General features: G+C 52.8%; 22 protein-coding genes and 1 pseudogene. 16 read left to right on the forward strand and 7 right to left on the reverse strand.

Annotated features, from left to right (window positions below):
* Both NI21_RS16865 and NI21_RS0104450 read left to right on the forward strand, forming a co-directional pair.
* The coding region (locus NI21_RS16865; protein ID WP_033125048.1) for a hypothetical protein at positions 1–485 on the forward strand (485 nt) is incomplete at its 5' end.
* A gap of 75 nt (positions 486–560) precedes the next feature.
* On the forward strand, positions 561–1,601 hold the full coding sequence (locus tag NI21_RS0104450) for a LacI family DNA-binding transcriptional regulator (protein ID WP_033125049.1): 1,041 nt from the start codon (positions 561–563) through the stop codon (positions 1,599–1,601).
* A 90-nt stretch (positions 1,602–1,691) separates the two neighbouring features.
* Here the strand turns inward: NI21_RS0104450 and NI21_RS0104455 are convergent, their stop codons facing one another.
* Positions 1,692–3,023, reverse strand: coding sequence for an MATE family efflux transporter (locus tag NI21_RS0104455; RefSeq protein ID WP_033125050.1), 1,332 nt, complete (start codon positions 3,021–3,023; stop codon positions 1,692–1,694).
* 146 nt (positions 3,024–3,169) lie between these two features.
* Here NI21_RS0104455 and NI21_RS0104460 point away from each other — a divergent pair, with 146 nt between their 5' ends.
* A complete protein-coding gene (locus NI21_RS0104460) occupies positions 3,170–4,462 on the forward strand; it encodes a cytochrome c biogenesis protein/redoxin (protein ID WP_033125051.1) in 1,293 nt (430 codons plus the stop codon).
* Between the two features lie 75 nt (positions 4,463–4,537).
* Here the strand turns inward: NI21_RS0104460 and NI21_RS0104465 are convergent, their stop codons facing one another.
* The 3 genes from NI21_RS0104465 to NI21_RS0104475 all read right to left on the reverse strand — a co-directional run bounded on the left by NI21_RS0104465 (position 4,538) and on the right by NI21_RS0104475 (position 6,629).
* Positions 4,538–5,824, reverse strand: coding sequence for an aminotransferase (locus tag NI21_RS0104465; RefSeq protein WP_033125052.1), 1,287 nt, complete (start codon positions 5,822–5,824; stop codon positions 4,538–4,540).
* Positions 5,825–6,124: 300 nt separating this feature from the next.
* Positions 6,125–6,385, reverse strand: coding sequence for a spore coat protein (locus tag NI21_RS0104470; protein ID WP_330635926.1), 261 nt, complete (start codon positions 6,383–6,385; stop codon positions 6,125–6,127).
* A 61-nt stretch (positions 6,386–6,446) separates the two neighbouring features.
* On the reverse strand, positions 6,447–6,629 hold the full coding sequence (locus NI21_RS0104475) for a hypothetical protein (protein ID WP_033125053.1): 183 nt from the start codon (positions 6,627–6,629) through the stop codon (positions 6,447–6,449).
* 186 nt (positions 6,630–6,815) lie between these two features.
* On the opposite strand from NI21_RS0104475, the gene NI21_RS0104480 reads away from it, so the two are divergent.
* The 3 genes from NI21_RS0104480 (at position 6,816) to NI21_RS0104490 (ending at position 9,841) form a co-directional block, all read left to right on the forward strand.
* Positions 6,816–7,784, forward strand: coding sequence for a Gfo/Idh/MocA family protein (locus tag NI21_RS0104480; RefSeq protein ID WP_033125054.1), 969 nt, complete (start codon positions 6,816–6,818; stop codon positions 7,782–7,784).
* A gap of 247 nt (positions 7,785–8,031) precedes the next feature.
* Positions 8,032–8,460 carry a MarR family winged helix-turn-helix transcriptional regulator gene (locus NI21_RS0104485; protein ID WP_033125107.1) on the forward strand — a complete coding sequence of 143 codons (429 nt, stop codon included), beginning with the start codon at positions 8,032–8,034 and terminating at the stop codon, positions 8,458–8,460.
* A gap of 43 nt (positions 8,461–8,503) precedes the next feature.
* The gene (locus NI21_RS0104490) at positions 8,504–9,841 is read left to right on the forward strand and encodes an MATE family efflux transporter (protein WP_081957971.1); all 1,338 of its coding nucleotides are present in this window, start codon (positions 8,504–8,506) and stop codon (positions 9,839–9,841) included.
* Between the two features lie 16 nt (positions 9,842–9,857).
* Here NI21_RS0104490 and NI21_RS0104495 read toward each other — a convergent pair whose 3' ends face one another.
* The gene (locus tag NI21_RS0104495; RefSeq protein WP_033125055.1) at positions 9,858–10,607 is read right to left on the reverse strand and encodes a gamma-glutamyl-gamma-aminobutyrate hydrolase family protein; all 750 of its coding nucleotides are present in this window, start codon (positions 10,605–10,607) and stop codon (positions 9,858–9,860) included.
* 59 nt (positions 10,608–10,666) lie between these two features.
* Between NI21_RS0104495 and NI21_RS0104500 the strand changes: the two genes are divergently transcribed.
* The 8 genes from NI21_RS0104500 (at position 10,667) to NI21_RS0104535 (ending at position 18,303) form a co-directional block, all read left to right on the forward strand.
* Positions 10,667–11,638, forward strand: coding sequence for a dipeptidase (locus NI21_RS0104500; RefSeq protein ID WP_033125056.1), 972 nt, complete (start codon positions 10,667–10,669; stop codon positions 11,636–11,638).
* A 29-nt stretch (positions 11,639–11,667) separates the two neighbouring features.
* Positions 11,668–12,171, forward strand: a complete 504-nt coding sequence (locus NI21_RS0104505; protein WP_033125057.1) for a pyridoxamine 5'-phosphate oxidase family protein — start codon at positions 11,668–11,670, stop codon at positions 12,169–12,171.
* 225 nt (positions 12,172–12,396) lie between these two features.
* The gene (rbsK, locus tag NI21_RS0104510) at positions 12,397–13,293 is read left to right on the forward strand and encodes a ribokinase (protein ID WP_033125058.1); all 897 of its coding nucleotides are present in this window, start codon (positions 12,397–12,399) and stop codon (positions 13,291–13,293) included.
* A complete protein-coding gene (gene rbsD / locus NI21_RS0104515) occupies positions 13,290–13,700 on the forward strand; it encodes a D-ribose pyranase (RefSeq protein WP_033125059.1) in 411 nt (136 codons plus the stop codon). Before rbsK ends, rbsD begins: the two co-directional genes overlap by 4 nt.
* 17 nt (positions 13,701–13,717) lie before the next feature.
* On the forward strand, positions 13,718–15,208 hold the full coding sequence (locus NI21_RS0104520; protein WP_033125060.1) for a sugar ABC transporter ATP-binding protein: 1,491 nt from the start codon (positions 13,718–13,720) through the stop codon (positions 15,206–15,208).
* A gap of 185 nt (positions 15,209–15,393) precedes the next feature.
* The gene (locus NI21_RS15820) at positions 15,394–16,125 is read left to right on the forward strand and encodes an ABC transporter permease (RefSeq protein WP_369792771.1); all 732 of its coding nucleotides are present in this window, start codon (positions 15,394–15,396) and stop codon (positions 16,123–16,125) included.
* Between the two features lie 19 nt (positions 16,126–16,144).
* On the forward strand, positions 16,145–17,071 hold the full coding sequence (locus NI21_RS0104530) for a substrate-binding domain-containing protein (RefSeq protein WP_369792772.1): 927 nt from the start codon (positions 16,145–16,147) through the stop codon (positions 17,069–17,071).
* Between the two features lie 233 nt (positions 17,072–17,304).
* On the forward strand, positions 17,305–18,303 hold the full coding sequence (locus NI21_RS0104535) for a LacI family DNA-binding transcriptional regulator (protein ID WP_033125061.1): 999 nt from the start codon (positions 17,305–17,307) through the stop codon (positions 18,301–18,303).
* A gap of 98 nt (positions 18,304–18,401) precedes the next feature.
* Here the strand turns inward: NI21_RS0104535 and NI21_RS0104540 are convergent, their stop codons facing one another.
* Positions 18,402–18,854, reverse strand: a complete 453-nt coding sequence (locus NI21_RS0104540) for a hypothetical protein (RefSeq protein WP_242842814.1) — start codon at positions 18,852–18,854, stop codon at positions 18,402–18,404.
* A 42-nt stretch (positions 18,855–18,896) separates the two neighbouring features.
* A pseudogene (locus NI21_RS17230) lies at positions 18,897–19,094 on the reverse strand (helix-turn-helix domain-containing protein); the annotation flags it as partial.
* Positions 19,095–19,475: 381 nt separating this feature from the next.
* Between NI21_RS17230 and NI21_RS0104545 the strand changes: the two are divergent.
* On the forward strand, positions 19,476–20,756 hold the full coding sequence (locus NI21_RS0104545) for a nitrate/nitrite transporter (protein ID WP_033125063.1): 1,281 nt from the start codon (positions 19,476–19,478) through the stop codon (positions 20,754–20,756).
* Positions 20,757–20,797: 41 nt separating this feature from the next.
* Positions 20,798–22,846 (forward strand): CocE/NonD family hydrolase, encoded by a 2,049-nt coding sequence (locus NI21_RS0104550; protein WP_033125064.1) that lies wholly within the window; start codon positions 20,798–20,800, stop codon positions 22,844–22,846.
* The last annotated feature ends 5 nt before the right edge of the window (positions 22,847–22,851 follow it).

The following is a 22,851-nucleotide window of genomic DNA, read 5'->3' on the forward strand; positions in this document are numbered from 1 at the left end:
CGCGGATACTGGGAAGCTGGACGTATCTGTGGGATATCCCGTTTGACAAGGAGACACTGCTAGGAAAATATGGATTTGGTACAACAGGCTGGGCAGGATGTGACGTGATTCCGGGTTCTAGTTTTGTAGACTGTTCTTTCCAGGAAGTGGTCCCTGATCTTCTTAAGGTGGCGGAGTACTGCCATGACAAGGAACTGGCGACCCTGGCGAGGATTGTGACACGCGGGATGCAGCATGGCCTTTCCATGCCGGGCCATATGTATGGGTATGCGCTGGAAGGTGTGCAGTGCGAGGGATATATGACATCCCTCTGGTTGGCTGATACGCACAATAGTAGCTTTTCCGGCGCAGCCGCCAAGAATAAAGGGGATGACAATGATACATGCAATGGATTTGTCAATGGAATGGCGCTCTTGAATCTTGATTCACTAGTTAAAAGGTATGGAACTATGGATTTTCAGGAAATTTTCAGGACGATTTTTTAAGATATTGGAAAAAATTCCCTAAACAGTGCTATAATTGTAGAAAATACAGCATAACTATGGGAGCGAAGGGAAAATATGGTAACGATAAGAATGATTGCCCAGAAAGCCGGCGTGTCCAGAGGAACAGTCGACAGAGTTCTCAATAACCGGGCGGGAGTCAACGCAGAAACATTCCAGAAAGTCAAAGAAATTGCAGAAGAGCTAGGATATGAACCGAATCTGGCTGGTCAGATGCTGGCATCCAGAAAGAAAAAAATAAAAGTAGGATATATTGTATGTGATACTACCGTAGATCTCTTTTTTAAGAGTGTGTACTCTTCTGCGATAAAAAAGGCAGAGGAGTTGGAGCAGTTTGGTGTGACAGTACAGTTTTATCTGATACGTGAATTGGAAGATCATTCTATAGGTAAAGTCCTAGAGACGGTGGATCTTGACGAGCTGGATGGGATTGCGATGGTGCCGCTGAAGCTTCCATCAGTCATGGAGTTTATTAAAAAAGCAGATGAGAAACAGATTCCTATGGTGTTTTTTAATCTGGATGCTGAAAGTAAGCAGAAACTTTCATATGTTGGATGTGATTATTACGAATCTGGACGGGTGGCGGCAGGTCTTATTGGTCTGGTATCCCCCGAAAACGGGAAAGTTGCGATAGCATCTATCTTCGATGAAGAATCGCCATCGTTTCATGATCGTTATATCGGTTTTCTAAACGAGTTGGATAAGAACTACCCGAAATTGGAGATCGTAAATCGCAATACACAGATCATTTTCCAGAAAAACGATTATTCTTCTATACAAAAAGTGATACAGGAGAACAGGGATATAGACAGCATTTATGTAGTCAATCCAGGAAACTATGAAATATGCGAAAAGATAGCAGAGCTGGATACGGGAAAGAAGATCCGGATCATAACGAATGACATTGTCAAAGAACAGAAAAGACTGATGGATGAAGGGATCATTGTTGCCACGATCGGCCAGCAACCTGAAAAACAAGGGACTTTGCCGCTGCAGATTCTATATGATTATATAGGACTGGGGATTGTCCCGCAGGCTTATTACTATACAGAACTGACGATCTACATCAAACAGAATATTTCCCTGGCGCCTGTATGATATGTTTAGTCCATGTTATATATGCTTACTTGTAAACTATAAAATGCGCATTTGAAAGGCAAGAGTATCTGGCGGATTGCAGTATTGGAACTATTTCCAGCGTTTGAGGCGTATATAGTACAGCACCCCTGTCAGATCGGCCAGCACCCACCCGATGGGGACGGACATCCAGATGCCGGTGACCCCGATCCAGGGGACAGCGGACAGGATGTAGGCAAGAGCCACCCGGGTGCCGAGGGAGATGACTGTGAGCACCACGGACATGCCGGGCCGGGCGATGGCCCGGTAGAGCCCGTAGAGGAGAAAAAGAAGGCCGATCCCAAAGTAGAAGGAGCCCTCAATGTGCAGGTAGTGGACGCCGGCGGCGATGATCTCCGTCTCTCCGGCAGACACAAAAATCTGCATCAGAGGCTTGGCGAAGACACATACAAGAAGACTGATGATGAGACAGAAGAAGAAGGCGCACAGGAAAGCGCTCTTCATTCCCTTCCGGATCCGGTCTTCTTTTTTTGCGCCGTAATTCTGGGCGATAAAGGTGGAAAACGCGTTCCCAAAGTCCTGTACCGGCATGTAGGCGAAGGAGTCGATCTTCACCGCCGCCGCGAAGGCCGCCATGATGACAGGGCCGAAGCTGTTGACAAGCCCCTGGACCATGAGGATGCCAAAATTCATGACAGACTGCTGGAGGCAGGTGAGAAAGGAAAAGCTGGTGATTTCGTGGAAGATTTTGTGGTCCCATTTTCTGTGCTGCTTCCCGGGCATCATCTCCGGGAAGCGGATCCTTGTGTAGACGGCAAGACCGACGCCGGACACATACTGGGAGAGGATGGTGGCAAAGGCAGCCCCTGCCACGCCCCAGTAAAAGACAACCACAAACACCAGATCAAGCACAATGTTCATCACCGCGGACACAGCCAGGAAGATGAGGGGGACTCTGGAGTTCCCGATGGACCGCAGCAGGCAGGCGAAATAATTGTAGAGAAATGTCCCGACAATTCCTGCGAATATGACAAGGAGATAATCCTCCATCAATCCTGTGATAGAGCCGGGGACACGCAGGAACCAGATGATTCCCCGGATGCCGGCAAAGACCGCCACGTTCAGCACGACTGTCACCGCGCCGATAAAGACAAAGGACTGAAAGATGCCCGACTTCATCCGGTCAAAATCCTGCTGGCCGTAGCTGATGGAAAAGGAGGCGCCGCTGCCCATACAGAGCCCCAGGATGATAGAGGTAAGAAAGGTCATCAGAGTGTAGGCACTCCCCACTGCCGCCAGGGCGTCCGCCCCGAGAAAGCGGCCCACGATGATGGTGTCCGCGATATTGTAGCACTGCTGCAGGAGATTTCCCGCGATCATGGGCAGTGCGAAGATGAGCAGGCTCTTTGTGATGCTGCCTGTCAGAAGTTTGCTTTCCTGCATAAAAATTTCCCTCCCAAATGCACTATTTTCTATTATAGGGAGGGAAACAGTGTGTGTCAATGCAGGATAGCGGTTGACGGTATGGGGAAAAACAGATATGATAGGAGAAAATTATTGGCGGCCTGGGCCGCCCTTTGGAGGTTTCTATGGGTTTTGATCTGGATGTGAGTATTCCGGCTTTGACAGTATTGATCCAGGGGCTTTTGAGCTTTCTCTCCCCCTGCGTATTCCCCCTCATTCCGCTCTACATCGGCTACCTGTCGGGTGGGACAGGAGTGAAGGATGAGGAGGGAGTCTGGCACTATCCCAGGGGAAAGGTACTGGTAAACACCGTATTTTTCGTCCTCGGCATCAGCTTTACCTTTTTTCTGCTGGGGTTTGGCGTGTCCGCGGCGGGCAGTTTTTTCAGAGATTATCAGAGCATGTTCGCAAAGGCGGGCGGTATCCTTGTCATCGCCCTGGGGCTCTACCAGCTGGGGGTGTTCGGCTCCTCGAGACTGCTGGGAAATGAGCACAGGCTGCCCTTTCACCTGGATCGGATGGCCATGTCCCCTGTGACAGCCCTCCTGATGGGCTTTTCCTTCAGCTTTGCCTGGACGCCCTGCGTGGGACCGGCCCTATCCAGTGTACTCCTCATGACGGCCTCCGCCGGCACAAGGGCGAAGGGATTTCTCATGATCGGCGTCTACACCCTGGGATTTGTCCTGCCCTTCCTGGCGGTGGGCATTTTTACCACTTCCCTTCTGAAGCTTTTCAGGAGGCATATGAATATTGTAAAGTACACGGTCAAGATCGGGGCTGTGCTGATGATCCTCATGGGACTTATGATGTTTACCGGGAAAATGAATGATATCACGGGCTATCTGTCCGGCGTGGGAGACACGGGCCAGGAGCGTGTGTCCGAAAATACAGAGGATGGCGGCGAGAGCGACGGAGAGGAGAGCGGAGGCGAGGGCAGTCAGCAGGGCGGCACTGACCAGGAGAGCAGTTCCGGTGCGGTGGAGTTCACACTGACAGATCAGTACGGCGCGCGGCACAGCATTTCCGACTACAGGGGGAAGGTCATCTTCCTGAACTTCTGGGCCACCTGGTGCTCTCCCTGCAGGATGGAGATGCCGGATATCCAGGCACTCTACCAGGAATACGAAGCTATGGGAGAGGAGGCAGAGGTTGTTTTCCTGAGTGTCGCCACGCCGGGGCTGGGAGGCGAGGGGACAAAGGAAGAGGTGATAAGCTTCATGGAAGAAAATGGCTACACCTACCCGGTTCTTATGGATGAGACAGGGGAGGTGAGTGCCATGTTCGGGATCAGCGCCTACCCCACCACCTACATGATCGACCGGGAGGGGAAGGTGTACGGCTATGTCAGCGGCGCCCTGAGCCGGGAGAACATGGAGAGCATCATCCGGCAGACGCTGGAGGGAGCCAAAGAGAGCTGAGAGAGGAAAAAAGAAAACGTGCGCGGAAGGAGATTTCTTCTTTGCGCACGTTTTTGTACATTTATAACTTGCTTTTTATTTGCTCTCAAGGATCTTGTCAATGCTCACCAGCTTGACGCTGAGGACAAAGATCTCTGTGGCGATTTTAAGCTCCTCGGCTGTGGGGTAGGAGGGAGCGATGCGGATGTTGCTGTCCTGGGGATCCTTTCCGTAGGGGAAGGTGGCGCCCGCCTCTGTCATGATCAGGCCCGCCTCCTTTGCCTTTGCCACGATTTTCTTCGCGCATCCCGGGAGGGCGTCAAAGGAGATGAAGTAGCCTCCTCTCGGGGACAGCCAGGAGCCGATTCCAAGGCCTCCGATCTCTCTTTCCAGAGTGGAGAGGACAGCCTCAAACTTGGGACGCATGATGTCCGCGTGCTTTTTCATGTGCTGCACCATGCCGTGGATATCCTTGAAATATCTCGCGTGGCGGAGCTGGTTCACCTTGTCGTGACCGATGGTCTGGATGCTCATCTGCTCCCGGATTGCCTTCAGGTTGGCTGTGGAGGCGGCGATAGCGGCGATGCCGGAGCCGGGGAAGCTGATCTTGGATGTGGATGAGAATTTGTATACCATATCCGGATGCCCCTCTTTTTTGCACTCCATGAGGATCTCGATGAGGTAATCCTGTTTATCTTCATATAAATGGTGGATGCCGTACGCGTTGTCCCAGAAGATGCGGAAGTCCTCCGCGGCCGGGTTCAGCTTGGCAAAGCGGTGTACAGTCTCATCAGAGTAGGTGATGCCCTGGGGGTTGGAGTATTTCGGAACGCACCAGATACCCTTGATGGCCGGGTCAGTGCTCACCAGCTCCTCCACCATGTCCATGTCCGGGCCGGTGGGAGTCATGGGCACATTGATCATCTCAATGCCAAAGTACTCTGTGATCTTGAAATGGCGGTCATAGCCGGGGACAGGACATAAGAATTTTACCCTGTCCAGCTTGCACCATGGGGTGCTTCCCATCACGCCGTGGGTCATGGAGCGGGCGATGGTGTCGTACATGATATTCAGGCTGGAGTTGCCGAAGATCACGATATTGTCCTTCGGGACCTCCATCATATCGGCGAGAAGCTGCTTCGCCTCCCGGATGCCGTCCAGAACGCCGTAGTTGCGGCAGTCTACGCCTTCCTCGCACACAAGGTCAGAGCTGCTGTTCAGAACATCCATCATGCCCATGGACAGATTTAACTGCTCTGTGGACGGTTTTCCTCTGGACATATCCAGCTTCAGCCCCTGGGCTTTTACCTGCTCAAACTCAGCCTCCAGTTCAGATTTGATTTTCAACAGTTCCTCTTTTGACAATTCTTCATATGCTGCCATCCTTGCATCCTCCATCATCATTTTTCTCATTTTTCACTCAATGTTACCATTGTAGCGGCAAACTGAACGCCCGTCAATCGTTTCCTGCAAAAAATATCCATTTAATAAGGAAATTCGTAAGAAATATCAAGAAAAATGAAATTTATGAGCGTTTTTCATTCATTTTGCAGGAGGGAGAGGAGTGACTGGAGCGGATGGGAAAGAGGGGGACGCAGCTCTGGCCTGTCCGGGCTATCCCGGTATGTAGGCGGCGTGGCCGAGGGCGTCCGCTCCGGCCACGCGCTGCAAAGGATGATCCGCCTATTTCATGGACGGCTGGGTCAGAATCGAGCGGACGTGCTCGATCTCCTGCTGGCTCGCCTTGGCGGCGGGCACATAGTAGCTGCGCTCGCGGGCCAGATCGTAGAGCTTTTCCTGGGACATTTCACAGGCGTTCCGCATCTGCTTTAAGCACTGCTTCAGCTCCTTGTTTTCTGTCTGTGGGATCATCTCGCCAAATCGGGTGAGCTCCCCGTTCACTCCGGCAAGGGCGTCCGCAACCATTGTCTTTTCATTCAGCATTTTCTTTCCTCCTCGCTGTTATTTTTTCCTTTTTCTGTCTTTGGCTTCCGGCAGGCAGAGCCTACAGAAAGCGAAGGAGCTCCTGCTTGTTCTGCATGGCGCTGTCGGCTGCGTCCTGGAACAGCTTTTTTACTTCAGCGTCCTGAGCCATGCTGGCGTACTCTGACATTTTCTGACAGCTGGTCTCGTAGCCGCCGATGAGATGGCGCAGGTTCTGCAGGTCGAGAACAGATATTTCAGACATGTTTTTCTACCTCCTTTTTGTGTACTGCGCTGTTAGTGTTTGGGAAAACAGGAGAAAATATACAGGATACGAAAAAAATCCTGCCATATGGACGCGTCGAACAGCTTCCTTCTTTACTTCCCGGGCGGCAGGTGATATATTACAGACAGATATCATTAATAAGGAAACAGGAGGTACAGACAGAATATGAAGGTAGGTATTTTGGGGGCGGGCCGGATCGCAGCAACCATGGCAAAGACATTAAATGGGATGAAGGAGGCGGAGGCTTACGCCGTGGCGTCCAGGAGCCCTGAGAAGGCGGAGGAATTTGCCAGGAAAAATCATGTGGAAAAGGCATACGGCTCCTACGAGGAGATGCTGGCTGACGAGGAGGTGGAGCTGGTGTACATAGCCACGCCACATTCCCATCACCTGGAGCATGGGAAGCTGTGTATTTCCTACGGCAAGCCGGTACTCTGCGAAAAGTCGTTTACAGCCAACGCGGCCCAGGCCAGGGAGCTGCTGGACTATGCGGCGGAAAAGAAGGTGTTTATCACAGAGGCCATCTGGACAAGATATATGCCCTCCCGGAAGATGATCGACGACATCATCGCCTCCGGGGAGCTGGGAGAGATCAAGATGATCAGCGCCAATCTGGGATATGAGCTGACAGATAAAGAAAGGATGTTAAGACCTGACCTTGCCGGCGGCGCTCTTCTGGATGTGGGGGTCTACACCCTTAATTTTGCCAGCATGGTGCTGGGGGACGACATTGTGAAAATGACCTCCGAGTGCGTGAAGACCGACACAGGCGTGGATGGCCAGGACGCTATCATCCTCACCTACAGGGACGGAAAGCTGGCTGTGCTCCACACAGGCATGTGGGCGGATACAGAGCAGTACGGGATTATTTATGGAACAAAGGGGTATATGATTGCCTGCAATATTAACAATATTGATACAATTCAAATCTATGCGCCGGACCGCCATCTTGTGCGGGAGATAAAAGTGCCGGAGCAGATCACAGGCTACGAGTACGAGGTTCAGGCCTGCCGGCGCGCCATCGCCGCAGGAGAGCTGGAATGCGAGGAGATGCCCCACGCCGAGACGCTGCGGATCATGGAGTGGATGGACGCCCTCCGGGCCGACTGGGGCGTGAAATATCCGTTTGAATAGAGGGAAATATGTAGATGCACGTGTAAACGCAGACGTAATGCTTTTTAAAAGCATTACGTCTGCGTTTACATCTACTGGTGCATAATTGTGCCCGGTCTGGTGTGTCAGACCGCATATTTTCTTGACAATAGCGACAATTGACACTATAATACTTAGGAACCTAAATAAATGAATGGCCCGAATTTACGGGACTTTACCGGATTTGAGGTGAGTTTCGGAGCTGCGCGGAAGAAAGGCGGTGTTGTGTGTGGAAACAGGAAAAATGATCAACATGATCTCCAACCGGCTCAGGAGGCGCTCTATGGCGGTGCAGGAATCAGTGGGGATCAGCGGTTCCCAGGGGAATATACTGGATTACATTTTGGTGGAGGGCATGAAGCGCAAGGTCTACCAGAAGGATATAGAGAGGGAGTTCGGACTGCGGCCGCCCACCGCATCGGAGGTACTTAAAGCCCTGGAGAAAAGGGAGCTGATCTGCCGTGTTCCGGACGAGGAGGACGGCCGCTGGAAGCGGATTGTCTTCACCAAGAAGGCGGAGAAGATCCACGAGGCGCTCAGGCGGGAGATCGAGGAGTCGGAGGCCCTCCTCCTGCGGGGCATTTCCCGGGAGGAGCAGGAGACATTTCTTGAGATTGCGGGAAAAATGCTGAAAAATCTTGATGAGCATTACAGGTAAAGCAGACAGCACAATAGATGAAACTGGAAGGAGAGAGCAGAAAATGAAGGAAAATGAACTGGAAAAGGACTGGATGGGAACTATGAAGGTGTCCAGCGCGGTGGCGAAGATGGCTATTCCCAGCGTCATCAGCAGTCTTGTGACCGTGCTCTACAACATGGCGGACACTTTTTTCGTGGGACAGACCGGCGATGCCCTGCAGGTGGCGGCTGTGAGTCTGACGAACCCCATCTTCATCCTCTTTATGGCTTTTGCAAACATGTTCGGCATGGGCGGCAGTGCCGCCGCTTCCATGGCCCTTGGACAGAAAAATGAGAGAAGAGTGCGGCAGGTATCCTCCTTTGTCACCTACGCCTCTCTTATTGTAGGCGTGTTCTTTGCTGTGGTTCTTCTTGTGTTCACCGGTCCCATCCTGTCTCTTTTTGGAGCGGATGCCCAGACCTATGAGTATGCGAGAGGGTACACGATTTACGTGGCCGTTGGAGCCCCCTTTATCATCTGGTCCGCCGCTGCCAGCTTTGTGGTCCGGGCGGAGGGAGCCAGCAGGGAGGCCATGATCGGCAGCATGATCGGGACTATCGCCAACATTGTGCTGGATCCCCTCTTTATATCCGGCTTTGGCATGGGAGCTGCCGGGGCGGCCATTGCCACCACCATTGGAAATGTCATGGCAAGTGCCTACTACCTGTGGTACTTTTTGAGAAAGTCTGTGTCCATGTCCCTGAGCCCCAGGGATTTCAACTGTGGGGACGGCATACTGAAGGGAGTCTGCTCTACCGGCCTTCCGACAGCCATCTTCTCAGCCCTCATGAGTGTGTCCACCATTGTGCTGAACCAGATCCTTGTGGCCTACGGAAATGATCCGGTAGCAGCTATCGGTATTGTGTTCAAGGCAAATATGTTTATCACATTCCTCCAGATGGGACTTGCAAACGGCGTCCAGCCTCTTCTCGGCTACAGCTATGGGGCGGGCAGCACAGCCCGGTTCCGGGAGGTGGAGAGCTTTACGAAGAAATGCTGCGTTGTCGTGGGCGTGGCTGCCACGGTTCTCTTCTTTGTGGCGAGGGAGCCCATCATCCGCCTGTTTATCAGTGACAGCGACGTGGTCCGCTACGGCGTGGAGATGCTGGTGGCCTACATGGTCTCCGGCCCCTTTATCGGCATCCTCTTCGTCAACATGAACTGCATGCAGTCTGTGGAACACGCCCTGCCGGCTACGATCCTGTCGGTCATGAGACAGGGGGTTCTTCTTATCCCTCTCCTTTATCTGCTGCAGGCGGTGGCCGGTCTGAACGGGGTGATCTACGGGCAGGCCATCACAGATTACATTGCGGTGCTCCTCTCCATCATCATCTGGAGAAAGATCCGGAAATCTCTGTAAAAATGACCTGCCGCTGTTATCTCCCTTCCCTGCCGTCCTGGCCTCTTGCCGCATCCACAAAGGCGAGAAACAGGCGGCGCATATTGAGGGACCGGGTCATGCACTCGGGATGCCACTGGACTCCCAGGACAAAGGGGTGGGAGGGCATCTCCAGCCCCTCGGGGATTCCGTCCGGAGCCCTGGCAGTGACTGTGAGCCCTTCCCCCGGCGTCAGGACTGCCTGATGATGAAAACTGTTGACAGCTGTGGTTTCTCCAAAGATTTTATGTAGGATGCTATCTTTTTTGACGGAGATAGTATGGCAGAAATCGCTGCGCAGCCGGGATCTTTGCATGTGGTTCAGGACCGGCTCCTCCCTTAAGGAGAGATCCTGGAGAAGCTCCCCGCCGCAGGCGGCGTTCAAAACCTGCATGCCCCGGCAGATGGCGAGGACGGGCTTTGACGTGGAAAGGACATATTTCAGGAAAAGAATCTGAAATATGTCCGTTTTTATGTCCGTCTCCCCGGAGGGAGACAGGGGAGGGCGGTCCAGAAGAAAGGGGGTGATGTCCCCGCCGCCGCAGAATAGAAATCCGTGGCAGCAGGAGGCCATGACCTCCATCAGTCTCCGGTTCCCGTTCTCCACGCAGGGCAGAAGGACCGGGCAGCCTCCCCCGCGGCACACGGAAGAAATGTAGCTGTCTGTGACAAACTGGCGGTTCCCTGCAAAGCCACAGGTGACGATCCCGATCACAGGAGTTCCGGCAGAGGTACGAACAGGAGTCATACGCTTTCCTCCTCGAAAATAATGTAGTATAGTATATGTGCGAAAGGAGGAGGTAAGACATGAATTTGATCGATCTGCACTGCGACACGCTGTGGAGACTTCTGGACCTGGGAGGAGAGGGGGATCTCCTGGAAAATGACGGATCTGTCAGCATTCGGAAGCTGGAAGAGGAGGAAGCCCTCGCCCAGTTCTTTGCCTGCTTTGCCTACAGGGACGCCATGGAGGGAAATAACTCCGCGGAGCAGTACGATGCGGGGTACCGCCGTGTACTGGCTATGACAGATTATCTGCACGAGCAGGCAGAAAGGTGGGGCGGCCGGCTTGAGATCGCAGCGGAGCCGGGGGATATAGAAGCCATCCGCAGGAGGGGAAAGACAGCCGCAGTCCTCACTGTGGAGGAGGGCGGCATATTGAACGGCAGCCTGGAGCGCCTGGAGGAGCTTTACAGAAGGGATGTGCGGCTCATCACCCTCCTCTGGAACTACGAGAACTGTATCGGCGCCCCGGGCAGCCGGGAGCCCTCTGTCATGGAACGGGGTCTGACACCCTTTGGCGTCCGGGTCGTGGAGAGGATGAACGAGCTGGGCATGATCGTGGATGTCTCCCACGCGTCTGACGGCGTGTTTTGGGATGTCATGAAATGCAGCAAAAAGCCTGTGACGGCCACCCACTCCAACTGCCGCGCCCTGGCGGCCCACCCCCGGAACCTGACAGATGGAATGCTGCGGGCTCTGGGAGAGCGTGGCGGCGTGACGGGCCTTAATCTTTACGGCCCCTTCCTTGGCACGCCGGAGGAGTCCCGGCTGGAGGAGATGACGGCCCACGTGCTTCACATGCTCCGGGCAGGGGGAGAGGATCTTCCCGCCATCGGGACAGATTTTGACGGCTTCGACGGAATGAAAAGGATGGATATTCCCGACACAGGGTGCATGGGAAGACTGTGGGAGGCGCTGAAGAAGGAGGGGCTGTCGGAGAGTCAGCTTGATAAGATCTGGTATAAAAACGCCCTCCGAATCTGGAAGGAAAGATAAAACAGGCATTGAGAAAAGGAAGAGGACATATGTTTCGAGAAATGAGAAGAAAAAGACAGCTCCTGTCAGAGAAGGAGGCAGGGGAAATATTAAAGAGGGGCACGTCCGGCGTGCTGGCGCTGGCGGGAGATGACGGATACCCTTATGCGGTGCCCATCAGCTACGTGTATGATGGGAAGAAGCTTTATTTTCACAGCGCGAAAAGCGGACACAAGCTGGATGCCATCGCAGCGGAGCCGAAGGCTTCCTTCTGTGTCATCGATCAGGACAGGATCGTGCCGGAGGAGTACACTACCTATTTCAGGAGCGTCATCGCCTTTGGCCGGGTTCGGGTCATGGAGGATGAGGCAGAAAAGCGTCAGGCAATAGAAAAGCTGGCCCAAAAGTATGTGCCCCGGAGCACACCGCAGGACCGGGCGGCGGCCATTGACCGGGAGTGGAAGCCCCTGTGCATGCTGGAGATGACCATTGACCACATGACAGGAAAAGAGGCCATTGAGCTGGTAAAAGAAAAAATGGATTGTGAAAAATAGACAAAAAATAAATCTGAAAAATGTGCATGTCTGACGAAAAGAACAAAACAGATTGACAGGAAAGGGAAGTAGACCTATAATATAGCCAGAAATTGAAACCGGTTTCAAGAAAGAACGAGACCGGAAATGCGATGAAACGAAGTGGATCTCAGATGGAGATCCTACTTTTTCAAAAGATTTGAAACCGGTTTCAAAAAAAGAGGAAATGAAAGGAGAAGACATGGGATGAAACTTGCAGTAGTGGGAAGCATCAATATGGACATGACAGTGACGGCAGAGCGGATTCCTCTGAAGGGAGAGACGCTCCGGGCGGACAGCATCAGCCGCATACCCGGAGGAAAAGGCGCCAACCAGGCGGTGGCCATGGCAAGACTGGGAGCTGAGGTGGAGATGTTCGGATGCGTGGGGGATGACGACAACGGGAAGCTCCTCTTGAAAAACCTGCAGGGCGCAGGTGTCAGAACGGATCACGTCCGGGTTCTGGAGGGAGTCCCTACAGGGCTGGCCATGATCACAGTGGCGGAAAATGACAATACAATCGTAGTGGTTCCGGGCGCAAACGGGAAAGTGGATCAGGCCTATGTGGACAGCATCAGCGGTGAGCTGGGAAAATATGACATGGTGGTGCTCCAGCACGAGATCCCTCTGGAGACAGTCATTTACACCGTGAAAATGTGTCACGAAAAGAAAATCCCGGTCGTGCTGAACCCGGCGCCGGCAGCCGCTGTTCCGGAGGAGATCGTGGATATGGTGACTTACCTGACCCCCAATGAGCACGAGGCAGTGCTGATTTTTGGAGAGCAGAAGGACACGGAAGATATGCTCAGGAAATATCCGGAAAAGCTGGTCATTACCCAGGGATCCAGAGGCGTGGTGACATGTTTAAGGAGCGGGGAAATCCTGCGGGTACCGGCGAGAAAGTCAGAGGTGGCAGACTCGACAGGGGCAGGCGATACGCTGAACGGAGCCTTCTGTGTGCGGATCTGCGCAGGCGATGACATCCGGGACGCCCTTGTGTACGCCAATACAGCGGCAGGACTTTCCACAGAAAAGTTCGGCGCTCAGAGCGGGATGCCCTCTGCTGAGGAAGTGGAGCGAGAATTAAGGGGGAAGATAGGTTGAAAAAACACGGTATTTTGAACAGTGAGGTGGCGGATGTCCTGGCTCACATGGGACACACGGACAGGATCTGCATCGGGGACTGCGGTCTCCCTATTCCGGAGGACACCAGGCGCATCGATCTGGCCCTGCGGTTCGGACTTCCCTCCTTTATGGATGTGCTCTGTGAGACGGGCGCTGACATGAAGATTGAGAAGGTCATCCTGGCGGAGGAGATCAAAGAGAAAAGCCCCGCCCTGCTCAAAGAAATAGAGGAATATCTGAGGGGAGAGGGGATTGACGGGGAGATGATCGAGTTCGTTCCCCATGAGGAGCTGAAACGGTTGACCAGAGACTGTAGGGCAGTGATTCGGACAGGAGAGACGACACCCAATGCAAATATCATCCTGCAGTCGGGATGCATTTTTTAGGAAAAGGAGGGAGAACCATGCAGATTGAAATGCGCGGAATTGACAAGTCCTTTGGCGGCAACGCGGTTCTTAAGGAAGCCGGATTTCTGCTGGATCACGGTGAGATCCACGCGCTGATGGGCGAGAACGGTGCGGGGAAATCCACCTTGATGAAGATCCTGACGGGAGTCTACACAAAGGACGCCGGGCAGGTCATTGTGGACGGACAGGAGGTGTGCTACAAAAATCCGCAGGAAGCGGAAAAGGCGGGGATTGTCTTTATTCACCAAGAGCTGAATGTACTGTTTGATCTGACAGTGGAGGAAAATATGTTCCTTGGAAAAGAGATACACGGCCGATTTGGCGTGTGCGACAAGAAGGCTATGAGGGCCGAGGTCAGAAAGATCCTGGACAGACTGGGCGTGTCCATTGATCCACAGCAGAGAATGAGCGAGCTGTCCGTGGGGCAGCAGCAAATGATCGAGATCGCCAAGGCGCTTATGGTGGACGCCAAAGTCATAATCATGGATGAGCCCACCGCGGCGCTGACCCAGAGTGAGACGGAGGTTTTGTTCCAGGTGGTGAGATCGCTGAAGGAAAAGGGCGTCTCCATCGTCTACATTTCCCACAGAATGGAGGAGATCTTTGAGCTCTGCGACCGGATCACTGTGCTCCGGGACGGCTCCTACATTGATACAAAACGTATCCAGGACACGGATATGAACGATGTGGTGAAGATGATGATCGGCCGGGAGATCGGAGAGCGTTACCCCCTCCGCGAAGCCAGCATCGGAGAGGTTGTTTTTAAGGTAGAGGGACTCACCTGTCCGGGCGTATTTAAGGATGTGTCCTTTGAAGTCCATGCCGGGGAGGTGCTTGGCGTATCAGGCCTGATGGGCGCGGGAAGAACAGAGATCATGCAGGCGATATTTGGAAATATGCCCCATGTCACCGGGAAGCTTTTTTTGAACGGAGAGGAAATACATAACCATAATCCCGGGCAGGCCATGAAAAACGGTATCGGCTTTATCACCGAGGACCGCAAGACCGAAGGCCTGATGCTGGAGGAGAGCATCCGCAAGAACATCTCCCTCGCCAATCTGGGACGCATTTCCAGGAGGGGCGTTCTCAGGAAAAAAGAGGAGCGGGAGCTGGTGCAAAAGGGAATCGAAGAACTACATATCAAATGCTTTGGGCCGGAGCACGAGTGCGGCAGACTGAGCGGCGGAAATCAGCAGAAGGTGGTCTTCGCAAAGTGGATCTACACAGATCCGAAGGTGCTGATCCTGGACGAGCCCACCAGAGGCGTGGATATAGGCGCAAAAAAGGAGATTTACAATATCATCAATGACCTTGCCGCAAAAGGCGTGGCGATCATCATGGTGTCTACGGAGCTCCCGGAGGTGCTGGGAATGGCGGACCGCATCATGGTCGTGAGAGAGGGACTTGTGCGGGGAATTCTGAGTAAGGAAGAGGCGGACCAGGAAAATATCATGATCCTGGCGACAGGAGGGAATTTAAATGAATAAGCAGAAAACGATCAATAAGATACAGGATCTGGGCGCCCTGATCGCGCTGATCCTTTTAGTGGTAGTCATCGGTATCATCAGCCCGGAGTTTCGGACTGTGGGAAACTTTTTGTCACTGCTGAGGCAGTCCTCCATCAACGGACTGATCGCATTTGGAATGACCTGCGTTATCCTGACCGGGGGCATTGACCTGTCCGTGGGCTCTGTCCACTGCGCTGTGCGCGGGATTTATATCAAACGGGATGCCCGTGGGGGCTGCCATGCTGCTGGCTCTGGTGATCGGGACAGGACTTGGCTTTATCAGTGGTATCCTTGTCACAAAGGGAAGACTGCAGCCCTTTATCGCTACCCTTGTGACTATGACAGTCTACAGGGGACTGACCATGATCTTCATGGACGGGAAGCCCATCTCCAACCTGGGAGACAGCTTTACCTTAAAGGTAGTGGGAAAGGGGAATTTCTATCACATTCCCATCCCTGTAATCCTGTTTATCCTGATTTTCGCCCTCTTTATGTTCATTCTTGAGAAGACTACATTCGGCAGAAGAGTGTACGCCACAGGAAGCAACTGGGAAGCAGCCCGGCTGGCGGGTGTGAACATCCACAGGACAAAGCTTGCCGTCTATGCCATCTCCGGCGGTATGGCAGCGCTGTCCGGACTCATTCTCCTGTCCAGACTGGGATCTGCCCAGCCAAACCTGGGAGACGGGTATGAGCTGGACGCCATCGCCGCGGTGGCTCTTGGCGGTACAAGTATGAACGGCGGCCGGGGACGCATCTGGGGAACCTTTGTCGGCGTACTGATCATCGCTGTCCTGAATAACGGGCTGAACATCTTGGGCGTTTCATCCTACTACCAGGATGTGGTAAAGGGTATCGTGATCCTGATCGCGGTGCTGTCCGACAGAAAACGCTAGGAGAGAAAGGAGAAGAGCAATGATGAAAATAAAGAAAATGGCAGCACTTCTGCTGACAGCAGTCATGGGATTTTCGCTGGCCGGCTGCAACGCCATCACCATCGACGGCGAAGAGGGGAGTATCACAGAGGGAGGAAGCGGGGGAAACGGCAGCATTGGCTTTTCCGTATCCACACTGAACAATCCATTTTTTGTGACTCTGAGCGAAGGCGCCGAGGCAAAGGCCGAGGAGGAGGGAGCAGATCTGATCGTGGTGGACGCCGGCGATGACGCGGCAAAGCAGACAAGTGATATCGAGGATCTGATCTCCAGAAATATCAGCGTCCTCATTGTCAATCCGGTGGACTCTGACGCAGTGGCTCCGGCCGTGCAGGACGCGGTCGCGGCGGGAATCAAGGTCATCTCCGTGGACCGCGTAGTCAACGGAGTGGACGTGGACTGTGCCATTGCCTCCGACAATGTGGAGGGAGCCAGGATGGCCACAGAGTATATGGTGAGCCTCATCGGCGAGGGGGCAAAGACAGCGGAGATCCAGGGAACCTCCGGGGCCAGCGCCACCATCGACAGAGGAGAGGGCTTCCACCTTGTGGCAGATGAGCAGCTCGACGTTGTGTCCAGCCAGACAGCTAACTTCAGCCGCTCAGAGGGAATGACTGTCATGGAGAACATCCTCCAGGCTCAGCCGGATCTCAAGGGCGTGTTTGCCCACAATGACGAGATGGCCTTGGGCGCGGTGGAGGCCATCGGAAACAGGGATATTGTGGTAGTGGGATTTGACGCCACAGACGATGCCCTGGCAGCCATCCAGCAGGGAAGAATGGCAGCAACCGTTGCACAGAAGCCAGACCTTATGGGCGCTACAGCGGTGGAGACAGCCATCAGCCTGGTAAACGGCGAGACAGTGGAAAAGGAGATCCCGGTTGAGGTGGAGCTGATCACAGAGTAAAATAAGAGAATAAAAGAAGAGCAAAAAGAAGAAAAAAAAAGAGGATGCCCGGCGGACTGATACGGTTCCGCCGGGCATTTTGGCGCATTGTCTGCCCTTTTTGGAACCCTGTCTGGCTGCCCTCGTCTGCCTTTTCCGGATCCCTGCCGGGCCGGGTTGACAGACTGTTGGGCGAAAAATATAATAAAGGGTATGAAACAGGTTTCAAAACGGAAGGAGCAAACAGACCATATATGACCAGTATCAGAGAAGTGGCAAAGCTAGCAGGTGTGTCCCCCGCCACTGTTTCCCGGGTGATGAACGGCACCGCAAACGTGGATGAGAAAAAAAGGCAGAGAGTGCTGGAGGCTATAGAAAAGACAGGCTTTCGCCCCAATGAGTTGGCCCGGGCCCTTTACAAAAAGTCGTCCCGGATGATCGGCGTGATCGTCCCGGACATTGAGAATCCGTTTTTTAGTGAGCTCTCCAAGGCGGTGGAGGAGCAGGCATACCGGACCGGGTACCGGATCCTTCTGTGCAACTCTGACGATGATCCGCAAAAGGAGATGATGAATATCCAGATGCTTGTCCAGATGAAGGCGGACGGGATCATCATCACCACCAATTGCGACAGCACCAGCCGGGTGCTGGGGGACTGCCCCATCCCTGTGGTGGTGGTGGACAGAAAGCTGAAGGGTGAGAGCGGCACCGCCTTTATCGAGGCGGACCACTATAAGGGCGGGCGTCTGGCGGCCCGGCATCTGGTGGAGTGCGGATGTAAGAATATCGTCTGTTTGCGGGGACCTTTGGCCTATTCCAGCGGCCGGCAGCGCTACCAGGGCTATCTGGACATATGCGAAAAATACGGTCTGAAGGAACAGTACGTGAACTGCACCTACGACTATGAGGCCGGACGGCGGGCAGCAGGCGAGCTGATGCGAAGATTCCCGGACACAGATGGCATCATTGCCTGCAACGATATGGTGGCCATCTCTGTATACAAGGAGCTTACGGCCCGGGGCAGGCGCATACCGGAGGAGATCCAGCTGATTGGATTTGACGATATCAAATTCAGCAGGATGTGCACGCCAGAGCTGACCACAGTGTCCCAGCCTATCAGGGAGATGGGCTCCCTGGCGGCAGGCATCATCATCCGGCACGTGGAGGGGGAGGAGTTCCTGCAGGAGAATGTGTTCGATGTGAAGCTGGTGGAGCGGGATACGACGAGAAGGAAAAAAGAGCAGAAGAAATAGAAGAGAGAATAAAATAAAAGGTAAAACAAGAAATATGGGAGGGGCTGTCCTGAATTGCTATTCAGAGGCAGCCCCTCTTGTGTTTAGCAAGCGCTAATTTACTGCGCATAGAAGAAATTGGTGCGCTTGATATTTTTCAGCTCTTCCGGCGTCAGGCGCAGGGAGGAGATAAGCGCCTCGTCCTCCGGCAGCGGTGTCTCCGAGACAATGACCTTCATGGCGATATTCTGGTAGAAATAGCTGATGGTCGTGAGAAGACCGATCTTGTAGGAGGTGTGCCGGTTCAGGGATGAAACCCGGAGGGTGAGGGTGTCAAATGGCGGCTCTGTGCAGCTCAGGATAAAATCAATGCAGGAATCCGTGTAGGATACCCTTCCGTCATAGACATAGTTGGCATCATAATAGTTTGCCGTGTCTGCCACATCGTAATACATGGTAGACTTGAAGGACATTTTCTGGTTGATGAGAACTGCCTTCTGCAGTTTATTTTTCTCCCCGTTAAACCAGTAGAGATAGAGCTGCTCTGAAAAATATTTTTGATATCGTGTCAAATCATTTGAATCCTCTGTTACGCAGGTGTCGGGCAACAGGGAGGAGATTTCGATATTGAGGATTCTGCAGATGTCTACAAGAGTGTCAATACTGATGAATATTTCCCCTTTTTCGTATTTGGATATAGTGGCTGTACTTTTGTTCAATTTTTCTGCCAGATCATTTAAGGTCAAATGCTTGGCCCGGCGTCTGGCCCGGAGCTTCTGACCTAAGGTTGTGTAAAAAGAACCAGAATTCATACGATCATTCCTCTCTGCATAAAAACAATCTTCATTTTAATACAGATTTTACCATATAAACAGTGAGATGGACAAATGTTTTTTGGGAAAATAAAAGCGGAATGGATAAAGTTGACTAAAAATAGTGTTTCCTATCCTATATTGAGAAAAATAGATGAAAAACGATAAAAATAAATTGAAAATTGAAGGGAGGGAGATGAAAAGCCAAATAATTATCTCTTTAATAGAATTTGTGGGGAACAAAATTTCGTAATACGAAAAAGACCGGATTTGTGAATTTGTTATCAATAAAGCTATAATCTTTGTAAAGATCTTTGTAAAAAAAGAGGCGCGGCGCATATGAACACATGAAAATGAGAGATTGGAATGGAGGCGGTATGGATGGCTAAAGAGGCCAAACAAGGCTACAAGAAAAATCTGGGAACGATCCTTTTGCTGGCATTTGCCGGATCGATTATTTACGGACTTCCCTATTTTCGCTCCTACTATTATGACACCTATCAGAATATGTATAATCTGACCAACACGCAGATGGGACTTCTGGGGAGCGCCTATGGCCTCCTCGGCGTGTTTTCCTATGTTATAGGAGGGGTTCTGGCGGACAAGATCAAGGCGAAGAAGCTGCTGATTTTCTCCATGATTGCCACAGGTCTTGGAGGACTTCTGCATCTGGTGGTGAGCGACTTCTACGCGTTGGCGGCTATTTACGGACTGTGGGGCGTGACCTCGCTCCTGACCTTTTGGCCGGCCCTGATGAAGATTGTAAGGATCCAGGCGACGGACGAGGAGCAGAGCAGGGCTTATGGCATTTTCGAGGGAGGCCGGGGCGTGTTCAATGCGGCGCATCTGGCTGTGGCAACTGCGATCTTCGGCGTGTTCGAGGCGAGGGCAATGCCCTATATGGGAATTGATGCCATCATCTGGTTCTATTCCCTGGCGCCATTGATCGTGGGTATCATCTTTATATTTATCCTGAAGGAGCCGGATACAGTGGATGAGACAGGCTCCTCACAGCAGGTTTCCTTCAAACAGATCCTGAGCGTCCTGAAAATGCCTGTTATGTGGCTGATCATTATTATGATCTACACAAGCTATACATTTAATATGTCTTCCTACTATTTTACACCGTACGCCAGCAATATCATCGGAGTTACGGCTGTGATTGCGGCGATCCTGACAGTCATGTCTCAGTATATTCGCCCCTTTGCCGCTACCATCGGCGGGTTTGCAGGGGATAAGGTGGGAAAGAGCAAGACCATGATCGTGGGATACGTTCTCATGGTAGCCGGAGTGATCATCATGGATATGACGGGAAGAATGAGCTCTGACACGAGGATGATCCTTGTTGTGGCAGCCTGCGTGCTTGTATATGCGGGTATGTTCTCCAACTTCGGACTGTATTTTTCCTTTATCTCAGAGGCGGGAATCCCGGTGGAGCTGGGAGGAGTGGCTATCGGCATGGCATCCACATTCGGCTATCTGCCAGAGGTACTGAGCTACACCATCGCAGGAAAGCTGTTGGATACATATCCGGGATACCAAGGCTATCACCTGAACCATATGTATATGATCGCGATGGGCATTATCGGTCTCATCGTGGCTGTTATCTGGACAAAAAAATATGCGAAAAAGCCGGCAGCGGCCAAAAGTGAGGAAATCTAAAACTATTTTCATATATTTATTAATAAAGGAGGTTCGTGAATATGGCAAAAGTAGAACCAAAAGCAAAACGGGTGATGAAGAGAGAGGAGTTCCCCTATGAGTGGGATGTGATCGAGAACCAGTGGATCACCATGTCAGACGGGTGCAGGCTGTCTGCCCGCGTCTGGCATCCAAAGACAGACAAGCCGTTGCCCACAGTGTTTGAGACCCAGCCCTACCGCAAGCGGGACGGCATGAGAGGGCGGGACGAGCCCATGTACGGATTTTTCGCCGGCATGGGATACAATGTGGTCCGCGTGGACATGCGGGGCGCGGGAGAGTCTGACCAGTGCTTTTACGATGAGTATCTGAAGCAGGAGCAGGATGATGCGGTGGAGTGCATCGAGTGGATTGCCCAGCAGCCCTGGTGCGACGGTAATGTGGGAATGATGGGAAAATCGTGGAGCGGCTTTAACTCCCTGCAGGTGGCGGCGAGACAGCCAAAAGGGCTGAAGGCTATTATCTGCGTGGGCTTTGTGGATGACAGATATACTCAGGATATTCACTATAAAGGCGGCTGTCTGCTGAATGACAATTTCTGGTGGGGCAACATTATGCTGGCCTACATGTGCCGTGCCATTGACTCTGAGATCAAGCCGGACACCTGGTATGAGGAGTCTATCCGGCGCCTGGAGGAGATGCCTCTGTGGCCGGCTAACTGGCTGGAGCATCAGACAAGGGATGACTACTGGAAGCACGGCTCAGTCAGCGTGAACTACGATGACATCAAGGTGCCGGTCTTTGCCCTGGACGGATGGGCTGACTCCTACACAAACAGCGTGCTCACCCTGATGGAGGGGCTGAGCGTTCCGAGAAAGGCGCTTATCGGACCCTGGGCCCACGTGTTTGCCCATGACGGGGCTCCCCAGCCAGCCATCGATTTTCTGGGAGAGGCTACAAAGTGGTGGGATAAATGGCTCAAAGGCATTGACAATGATACACTGGACTGCCCTATGGTACAGGTATGGCTGGAAGACAGCATGAAGCCGGAGACGGTACACCCTGTCAGCGATGGCCGTTGGGTGGCACTGGACAAATGGCCCTCTGCGGATGTGGAGACAAAGACGCTGTCCATGACCTACGGACATCTCCAGGAGGAGGCAAACACGAAGGAGGAAGTGGTGGATCTGTGCACCCTTCCCAATCACGGGCTTCTGGCCAACGAGTGGATGGGAGCTGGAGTTCCGGGAGAGAGCCCGGCCGATATGCGGGTGGACGACGGTATGGCCATGGTATTTGACTCTGACATTTTAAAGGAAGAGGTGGAAATATTAGGCTATCCGGAATTTGAGGTGGAGCTTACCAGCGATAAGCCAAACGCCTTCCTCTACGCTGAGCTCTGTGACATCCATCCCGACGGAGCGGCCACGAGAGTGTCCTATGGGCTGATGAACCTGACCCATCTGGAGGGCCACGAGAAGGTGGTTTATCTGGAGCCGGGCAAGAAATATAAGGCCAGGGTGCAGCTGGATGTGTGCGGACACAATTTCCCTGCCGGCCACAGGATCAGACTTGCCATTGCCAATTCCTTCTGGCCCATGATATGGCCATCGCCGGAGCTTGCTACGCTGAAGCTGGATCTGTCCACTGCCAAATTTTCCCTGCCCCTGTTTAAGGGAAAGGATGCCAAGGGACCGGACATGGAGGCAAGATGCGCGCCGCTCACACCAATGACTACACTCTCGCCGGGACATGTGGACCGGCAGATCACATATGATCTGATCACGGATACGTGGACCTCCATCACTGATGGCGTGGGAGGAGTGTTCGGAGAGGGCGTGTACCGCTTTGACGATATCGGCACAGTTGTAGAGCACAATCTGAAGAGGGAGCTGACCATGAGCAACAAGGATCCCCTCTCAGCGAAATATACAATTTATCAGAAGATGAAGAACGGACGGGAGGGCTGGCTTACGGACTGCGATATCGTGGTGACCCAGACTGCGGATCTGGAAAACTTCTACATCACCGGCTATATGGATGCATCCATCAATGGGGAGCATGTGTTCCACCGGGATTACGATTATAAAGTAAAGAGAAACGGTCTTTAAGGACA

This window comes from Eubacterium sp. ER2 (assembly GCF_000765215.1).
Classification (GTDB): domain Bacteria; phylum Bacillota; class Clostridia; order Lachnospirales; family Lachnospiraceae; genus Claveliimonas; species Claveliimonas intestinigallinarum.